The organism is Actinophytocola sp., assembly GCF_036378875.1.
Taxonomy (GTDB): Bacteria; Actinomycetota; Actinomycetes; order Mycobacteriales; family Pseudonocardiaceae; genus Actinophytocola.
Genome location: NZ_DASUVO010000012.1, coordinates 1 through 7,200 on the forward strand (window position 1 = coordinate 1; position 7,200 = coordinate 7,200).

10 protein-coding genes are annotated in these 7,200 nt (G+C 68.3%); 3 read left to right on the plus strand and 7 right to left on the minus strand.

Annotated elements, in window-relative coordinates; all coding sequences use genetic code 11:
• The 7 genes from VF106_RS03435 to VF106_RS03465 all read right to left on the minus strand — a co-directional run.
• A partial coding sequence (locus VF106_RS03435; RefSeq protein ID WP_330838066.1) for a hypothetical protein occupies positions 1-191 on the minus strand: 191 nt, incomplete at its 3' end.
• A gap of 263 nt (positions 192-454) precedes the next feature.
• Positions 455-772, minus strand: a complete 318-nt coding sequence (locus VF106_RS03440) for a mycothiol transferase (protein WP_330838075.1) — start codon at positions 770-772, stop codon at positions 455-457.
• Positions 678-968, minus strand: coding sequence for a DUF302 domain-containing protein (locus VF106_RS03445; RefSeq protein WP_330838067.1), 291 nt, complete (start codon positions 966-968; stop codon positions 678-680). Before VF106_RS03445 ends, VF106_RS03440 begins: the two co-directional genes overlap by 95 nt.
• Positions 965-1,198: a hypothetical protein gene (locus VF106_RS03450; protein WP_330838068.1), complete on the minus strand. Its 234-nt coding sequence runs from the start codon at positions 1,196-1,198 to the stop codon at positions 965-967. Before VF106_RS03450 ends, VF106_RS03445 begins: the two co-directional genes overlap by 4 nt.
• An 8-nt stretch (positions 1,199-1,206) precedes the next feature.
• Complete coding sequence (locus tag VF106_RS03455) at positions 1,207-2,082, minus strand: alpha/beta fold hydrolase (protein WP_330838069.1); 876 nt, start codon at positions 2,080-2,082, stop codon at positions 1,207-1,209.
• Between the two features lie 214 nt (positions 2,083-2,296).
• Complete coding sequence (locus VF106_RS03460) at positions 2,297-2,866, minus strand: TetR/AcrR family transcriptional regulator (protein ID WP_330838070.1); 570 nt, start codon at positions 2,864-2,866, stop codon at positions 2,297-2,299.
• A 204-nt stretch (positions 2,867-3,070) separates the two neighbouring features.
• Positions 3,071-3,934, minus strand: a complete 864-nt coding sequence (locus tag VF106_RS03465; RefSeq protein WP_330838071.1) for a helix-turn-helix transcriptional regulator — start codon at positions 3,932-3,934, stop codon at positions 3,071-3,073.
• Between the two features lie 87 nt (positions 3,935-4,021).
• On the opposite strand from VF106_RS03465, the gene VF106_RS03470 reads away from it, so the two are divergent.
• From VF106_RS03470 to VF106_RS03480, 3 genes are all read left to right on the plus strand, one after another.
• A complete protein-coding gene (locus VF106_RS03470) occupies positions 4,022-5,650 on the plus strand; it encodes an AMP-binding protein (protein WP_330838072.1) in 1,629 nt (542 codons plus the stop codon).
• Between the two features lie 41 nt (positions 5,651-5,691).
• Entirely contained in the window at positions 5,692-6,525 is an 834-nt protein-coding gene (locus tag VF106_RS03475) for an ABC transporter ATP-binding protein (protein ID WP_330838073.1), read from the plus strand.
• The coding region (locus tag VF106_RS03480; protein ID WP_330838074.1) for an AMP-binding protein at positions 6,522-7,200 on the plus strand (679 nt) is incomplete at its 3' end. The genes VF106_RS03475 and VF106_RS03480, both read left to right, overlap by 4 nt.

Below are 7,200 nucleotides of genomic sequence, written 5' to 3' on the forward strand. Positions count from 1 at the left end.
GAGCACGTGTTCAGTTGTGCCTCGAAGCCCTCGGTGATCCACGGACCCCAGATGGGATCGGTGAAGTTCAGCAGCAGCACCTGGGCCTTGGCGTCCGTCCGGCCGATCAGCCAGTCGGCCTGCAGCTTGCCGTTCAGCCGCCAGTAATCCTTGATCGACGTGTCCGGCAGCTGGAGCCGCTCACTCGCCATGAGCTTGGTGCCACCGGCCGCGTCACAGTCCGCGCCCCCACCGCTGTGACTGAGCGCTTCAGTTGGCCAGTTGAGCGTCAGAGTTGGCCAGCGTGTGCTCGTCGGCAGATTGTTTAGCAACGCACGGCGGCACCATCGTCGCGGAAGGCCACCATACGACGTCGTAGATGGCGCTTTGGTACGCAAGATCTTCGACCTGGCCAGCGTCGCCCTCCCCGATCTGGTCACTGGCGCGCGGAGTGGCATGGGCGGATGCCGGCGCGCTACTCGTTGAGGAGCCGCGAGCGCGGAATGTCGGCGTGCCTGCAGTGCTGAGCGAGTTCGCGCAGCACGTGTCGGTACACCCAGCGCAGTGGGAGTGGGCCGTGCCGGTTGCCGTGGACGATGTCGTCCAGTTCCAGCGACGATGTCGCGCGGCGTGATGCTTCGCGGTGTGCTTGCCGCGCCCTGGCTTCGATGTCGTGCCGAGTCGGCTGCGGTCGTCCGCTACGCCAGTTCGGTGGGAACGGCGATGCTGAGTGTGGTGAACAGGTCGGCGAGCTTGCCGTCCAGTTCCGCGCCGACGGCGGTGATTTTCGGATCGTCGAAACTCGCGAAGTGGGTGCTCGGTTGGTCGACGGAGAGCCACAGCCGGTTGTCGTGATCCTCGTAGATGGTGACGCGAAGTGGCGCGTAGAGCATGATGCCCGAGTCGTGGCGATACACGCGCTCGGCGACGATGTGGTTGCCCATGAGGTAGGTCGTGCAGCGGCGGTCGTGCCCGGCCACCCGCATCATCGGATCGATTTCGTTGCGCCAGTACAGCAGGAACCCGTGCGGGGCTGGTCGGTGATCCGGTTGATCGTGGTCCAGTCGGTGTCGTCCGGGCCGTGGTCATCGAAGAAGTGGCCGGGTTCGAAGGGAGGGACCGCCTTCTCGAAGCGTTTACGGAATTCCTTGAACGGCAGATCGACCGCGACTTCGAGCCGGCGTACCTGGTGCGTGACAACGCGAGTCTGGCCGGTCATCGTTCGGCTCACGCCGCCACCGCGTTCACCAGGCCGGCCAGTATGTCGGGCCTTTCGAGGGTGATGAAGTGGCCGGCTCCCGGCACCAGCGTGAATTCGGCGTCGGGCAGCAGTTCCTTGTTGGCTGTCCGATCCGATGGCCGCGACCAGTCTTTCTCCCCGTAGACGAGGTGGATGGGGGCCTTGATTTCGGGGTAGCGCGAGCGGGCCGCGATAAGACTGGGCAGGTTCTGGTAGACGCCGCGGGCAACGCCCGGGTAGCCGGGACGGCGGCCGACCTGGAGGAGTTCGTCCAGGTAGTCCGCCTGTAGGGCGGTCTTGTCACCCAGCCCGTCCCGCAGGATCCTACGGAGCGCGGGCTTGGGCTCCACCCCGGCGACCACCGGGCCCACCCCCGGAGCGAGGACACCGGCGACCACCACCCGGGCGAGGAGGCCGGACCGGGCGATCCCGCCGCGGAAGTCGTAGGTGTTCACCGCGACGACGCGCCGGACCCGGTCCGGCAGATCGGCCGCGGTGGTCAGGGCGAGCACCGCCCCCATGGACTCGCCCAGCAACGTCACGTCCTCGAGGTCGAGTCCCGTGAGGAGCCGTTCGACGCCCGCACGCATCGCCGGCTCTTCGTACGACGCGCCGGGCACGATCTCGGAGTAGCCCATGCCCGGGAGGTCGAGGGCGTACACGGTGTACTGGTCCGAGACCAGAGGAATGAGGTTGCGGAAGTGCTCGGCTTGCGTGCGCACGGTGTGCAGCAGCACCAGAGGAGCGCCAGTGCCCGCTTTGAGGTAGCGCAGCGTTCCCTCCCGGTGTCCCTCCCGTGGGGCGATGGTGTGGCTGGTGGTCCCGGGAACATGAATCGTGGGACGGGGCGTCTGGTCGGGCATCTCGCCTGCTCCTGTGGGTGGCGCACTGGAAACCGATCGGTTTCCAACAGCGTAAACCGATCGGTTTCACCTGGCAAGTCGAGCTGCCCGTAGTCCGGTCAATAGGTCGGAAACCGATCGGTTTACACCTGGAGGCCGGTCGGCGAACAGGTCATGGGGCAGCAGTGTCACCCTCCGGCAAAACGCCCAGCCTCCTCCTGACCGGTCGTCTGTTTCAGCGCATGCCCGCCGCATCGAGCAGGGTGGCCACGGTGGGGGCGATGAGCCCCTTCAGGTTGTCGACGCCGATCCCCGCCCGGGCGTTGGCGCCGTCGAAGACCAGGATGAGCTGGCGGGCCAGCAGGTCCGGGTCCCTCACTCCGCCCTGCTCGGCCTCGACACGAAAGAAGGTCATCAGGTTCCGCTTGATCCGGCGTGCCACCCGGCTCGCGGGGTGGCGCTGGTCCTTGAGCTCGATCTGCACGGCCAGGTAGCGGCAGCCGCGGAACTCGGGCGCACGCGCCTGCGATTCCATCTGCTCGAAGACGTGCAGGATCCGCTCACGGGGTGAACGGCCGTCGTCCGCCAGGGGCAGCAGACTCGCCACGAAGGTGGCCGCGCCCTCCTTCAAACTCGTTGCCAGCAGTTCGTCCTTGCTCTCGAACAGCTGGTAAAGGGACCGCTTCGACACCCCCGCCGCCTTGCACAGCGCCTCGACACCGATACCGACACCGTCTCGGTAAGTGAGCGTGGCCGCGGCCTCCAGCAGCCGCTCTCGGGAGCTCGGCTTCGCCTCAGTCGTCATCCTCCGAGGTTAACCTGCTCCCGGCAAATAAAAACCGATCGGTTTCAGATGCTTCTGACATGGTCCGCCTAGGTGACGAACCCGGTGCTTGGCGCGCACGGGCCGCAGTTTCGCCAGACCGTCGACGGTGGTGTCCGGGCTACGTTCGCCCGGGATGTTGTAGAACATGGCCACCGGTCCACCCGTGCGGGCCTACCCGAGCTGTCATGGCAGGAACCCCGCCCGTCTGGCCACGACGACTGTCTCGGTCCGGCTGTGTGTGCCGAGTTTGCGCATGGCGTTGCTCAGGTAGCTCTTGACTGTCTCGGGCCCCAGGCCCAGACGTCGCCCGGCCTCGGCGTTGCCGCAGCCCTCCGCGATCAGGGCCAGTACCTCCAGTTCGCGGGGCGACAGCGGGTTGGCCGGCGGACATCGGTCGCCGGCGGGGGTCAGCCGATGGCAGATCGCCTGCAGTCGTTGGCGTAGTGCCGGGTCGGTGATCTCCTCGGCGATCACGAGCAGTTCGGCGCGCGCCTCGCGGAGCTCCTCCGACCCAGGCACGGCGGGAGCCTCGCGAGTGGTCTTGGTGATCAGCTCCGCCACTCGCCGCTCGACCTCCGCCCGCACGGTCAGCTCGACACCCAGGCGCGTCGCGACCTGGTTCATGGCGTCCAGTACCCGGCCGCCGAGCGGCAGTGGCTCGCGGGTGCCGCCGTACAGGACGCCGACCACCGATTCGCTCACGACCACCGGCACCGCCCCGATCGCCCGCAAGCCCTCGATGGTCACGGGTTTGTCGTACTCGTGGCTGATGCGGGCGTCCGCGGCGTAGTCGTCCACGCTGGCAGGCCTGGCGGCGACCAGCACCCGCCCGCCCAGACCGTTGCCGGCGTTGATGACCAGGCCGGCGAGCACGTCGGTCCGGGTGCCGGCGAACTCCGTGAGGCGGACGCCTCGGCCGCCGGCGGGCACCTCGCCGCCGAACGTGACGGGCAGGCCCGTCACGCGCCGCATCCGTCCCAGCGCGGCACGCAGCAGCTCGCGGCGTTCCCGGGCGACGTTGCCCGCTGGCAGATGTGTTACCGCCATGCCATCAGAGTGTCACGTGGACGGTCGTCCGTTGCTACCCCTGATCGGGGGTAGCAGGGCTGGACGACCTGCCCGGATGCTTCGGGCATGTCCCTTTCCTACGCGTCCGGCGTGTCAACGAGGCCGTTACTCGGGGAGACGCTCGGGGAGAACCTGGAACGCGCCGCGGCCCGGTACCCCGGCCGCGAGGCGCTGGTCGAGGTGGCCACCGGCCGGCGTTTCACCTATGCGGAGTTCGACGCCGCCGTGAACGAGGTGGCGCTCGGGTTGCTGGCGATGGATGTCGCCAAGGGGGACCGGGTCGGCATCTGGGCTCCCAACTGCGCGGAGTGGGTCCTGGTCCAGTACGCCACCGCGAAGATCGGCGCGATCCTGGTCAACATCAACCCGGCCTACCGCACGCACGAGCTGGGCTACGTGGTCCGCCAGGCGGGGTTGCGGCTGCTGGTCAGCGCGGTCGCGTACCGCGGCAGTGACTACCGGGCGATGCTCGCCGAGATCGGGTTCGAACCGGTGGTGTTCATCGGCGAGGCCGGCTGGGACGAGCTGGTCACCGCCGGCCGCCGCGCCGACCCCGCCCAGCTGCGGGCGCGGGCGGCCACGCTGACCTTCGACGACCCGATCAACATCCAGTACACCTCGGGCACCACCGGCTTCCCCAAAGGGGCCACGCTGTCCCACCACAACATCCTCAACAACGGCTACTTCGTCGCCGAGGGCCTCGGCTACACCGAGAACGACCGGGTCTGCGTGCCGGTGCCGCTCTACCACTGCTTCGGCATGGTGATGGGCAACCTGGCGGCGACCTCGCACGGCGCGTGCGTGGTGCTCCCGGCACCCGGTTTCGACCCCGAGGCCACGCTGGCGGCGGTACAGGCGCAACGCTGCACCTCCCTGTACGGCGTGCCGACGATGTTCATCGCGGAGCTCGCCCACCCGCGGTTCGGCGAGTTCGACCTGTCCAGCCTGCGCACCGGGATCATGGCCGGCGCACCCTGCCCGGTCGAGGTGATGAAGCGCGTGCTCGGCGAGATGCACATGGACGAGGTGGCGATCTGCTACGGCATGACCGAAACCTCCCCGGTGTCGACCATGACCCGCCGCGACGACGGCCTGGTCCAGCGAACCGAGACCGTCGGCCAGGTCATGCCCCACATCGAGGTGAAGATCGTCGACCCGGCCACCGGGCAGGTGGTACGCCGTGGCGAGCCGGGTGAGCTGCACACGCGTGGCTACTCGGTGATGCTCGGGTACTGGGACGAGCCGGACCGCACCGCCGAGGCCATCGACGCGGGCCGGTGGATGCACACCGGCGACCTGGCCACCATGAACGCCGAGGGCTACGTCAACGTCGTCGGCCGGATCAAGGACATGGTGATCCGGGGCGGCGAGAACGTCTACCCGCGGGAGATCGAGGAGTACCTCCACACCCACCCCGACATCGCCGACGTCCAGGTGATCGGCGTCCCCGACCGGAAGTACGGCGAGGAGCTGATGGCCTGGATCGTGCCGCGCCCCGGCGCCGAACCACTCAGCGCCGAGCAGGTCCAGGAGTTCTGCGCCGGCCGCCTGGCGCACTACAAGATCCCCCGGTACGTCCATGTGGTCGACGGGTTCCCGATGACCGTCACCGGCAAGATCCGCAAGGTCGAGATGCGCGACCAGGCCGTTGGTCTGCTGGGCCTGCAGGACGCCGCGAACATCCAGAACGCGTGAGAACTGTCCACAGTGGGCACGACCTCCGGCAGGAGCCGTCCATGATCACTCGCGAGTACCGGTTCCCGCTCAACGGCAGCACGGTGCCGGCGGGTGAACCGGTGCTGACGGTGTCCGACGTGGGTCTGAGTTTCGGCGGGGTCCGGGCCCTTGACGGGGTCGGGCTGACCGTGCGGCAGGGTGAGATCCATGCGGTGATCGGACCGAACGGGGCGGGCAAGTCCAGCCTGCTCAACTGCGCTTCCGGGCTGTACCGGCCGCAGCAGGGAACGATCACACTTTTCCGGGCCGCCGGCGCGGTGGAACTCGTCGGCCGCCGTCCACATCAGATCGCCCGGCTGGGCCTGGCCCGATCCTTCCAGAACATCGAGCTCTTCCGGCACCTGACGGTGCTGGAGAACCTGATGCTGGGTCGGCACCACCGGATGAGTCACGCCCTACTGCCCGCACTGGTCTGGTTCGGTCCGGCCCGCCGGCAGGAGATCGAGCACCGGGCGCTGGTCGAGGAGGTCATCGACCTGCTGGAGCTCCAGGTGGTTCGACACCAGCCGGTCGGTGCCCTGTCGTACGGCTACGCCAAACGGGTCGAACTCGGCCGGGCACTGTGCATGCAGCCGGCCGTGCTGCTGCTCGACGAGCCGATGGCGGGCATGAACGCCGAGGAGAAGGAGTCCCTGGCTCGCTACGTACTCGACGTCAACGAACATGCCGGGGTGACGGTGGTGCTCATCGAGCACGACATGGACGTGGTCATGGACGTCTCCCACACCGTGACCGTGCTCGACTTCGGCCGGCTGATCGCCGAGGGTCCGCCCGCGCAGGTCCGCCGCGACCCGGCAGTGATCAACGCCTATCTCGGGGAAGCGGGTACATGAGCACGTTTCCCGGCCTGCTCTTCGCGCGTGCCGCCGAGCATCCGCGGGCCACCGCCATGCAGGAGAAGCGTTTCGGCGTGTGGCAGCCGCTGACCTGGGCACAGTACGCGCGGCGGGTGCGTGAGCTCGCCCACGGCATGGCCGCCCTGGGGATCGGCCGCGGTGACGTGGTCGCCGTGCTCGGCGACAACCGCCCGGAGTGGCTGATCACGGAGTTGGCCGTGCAGTGCCTTGGCGGCGCGGCCATGGGTGTCTATCCCAGCAGTGCCGACGACGAGATCCTGCATGTGCTCTCCGTGGCCGAGGTGCGTGTCGTGGTGGCCGAGGACCAGGAGCAGGTCGACAAGCTGATCCGGCTCAAGGACCAGCTGCCGAAGCTCGCCACGATCGTCTACTACGACCCGCGCGGCCTGGCCGGCTACCCGCAGCCGTACCTCGAGCGGTTCACCGGTGTCGAAGCCGTCGGCGCCGAGGAAGCGAAGGCCAGGCCGGGGTGGTTCGACGAGCGCCTCGCGATGGTCCGCCCGGACGACACGGCGATCATCTGCACCACCTCGGGCACCACCGCGCGTCCCAAGCTCGCCGAGCTGTCGCACACCAATCTGATCGCGATGGCCGAGCATCTCGCCGAAATCGACCCGCTGCGGCCCGGATACCGGTATGTCTCGTTCCTGC

Bases quoted from the DNA above. Each gene is read 5' to 3' on its own strand.
- VF106_RS03445 (WP_330838067.1), bottom strand. From the start codon at position 968: ATGATGCGGGTGGCCGGGCACGACCGCCGCTGCACGACCTACCTCATG.
- VF106_RS03450 (WP_330838068.1), bottom strand. From the start codon at position 1,198: ATGACCGGCCAGACTCGCGTTGTCACGCACCAGGTACGCCGGCTCGAA.
- VF106_RS03455 (WP_330838069.1), bottom strand. From the start codon at position 2,082: ATGCCCGACCAGACGCCCCGTCCCACGATTCATGTTCCCGGGACCACC.
- VF106_RS03460 (WP_330838070.1), bottom strand. From the start codon at position 2,866: ATGACGACTGAGGCGAAGCCGAGCTCCCGAGAGCGGCTGCTGGAGGCC.
- VF106_RS03465 (WP_330838071.1), bottom strand. From the start codon at position 3,934: ATGGCGGTAACACATCTGCCAGCGGGCAACGTCGCCCGGGAACGCCGC.
- VF106_RS03470 (WP_330838072.1), top strand. From the start codon at position 4,022: ATGTCCCTTTCCTACGCGTCCGGCGTGTCAACGAGGCCGTTACTCGGG.
- VF106_RS03475 (WP_330838073.1), top strand. From the start codon at position 5,692: ATGATCACTCGCGAGTACCGGTTCCCGCTCAACGGCAGCACGGTGCCG.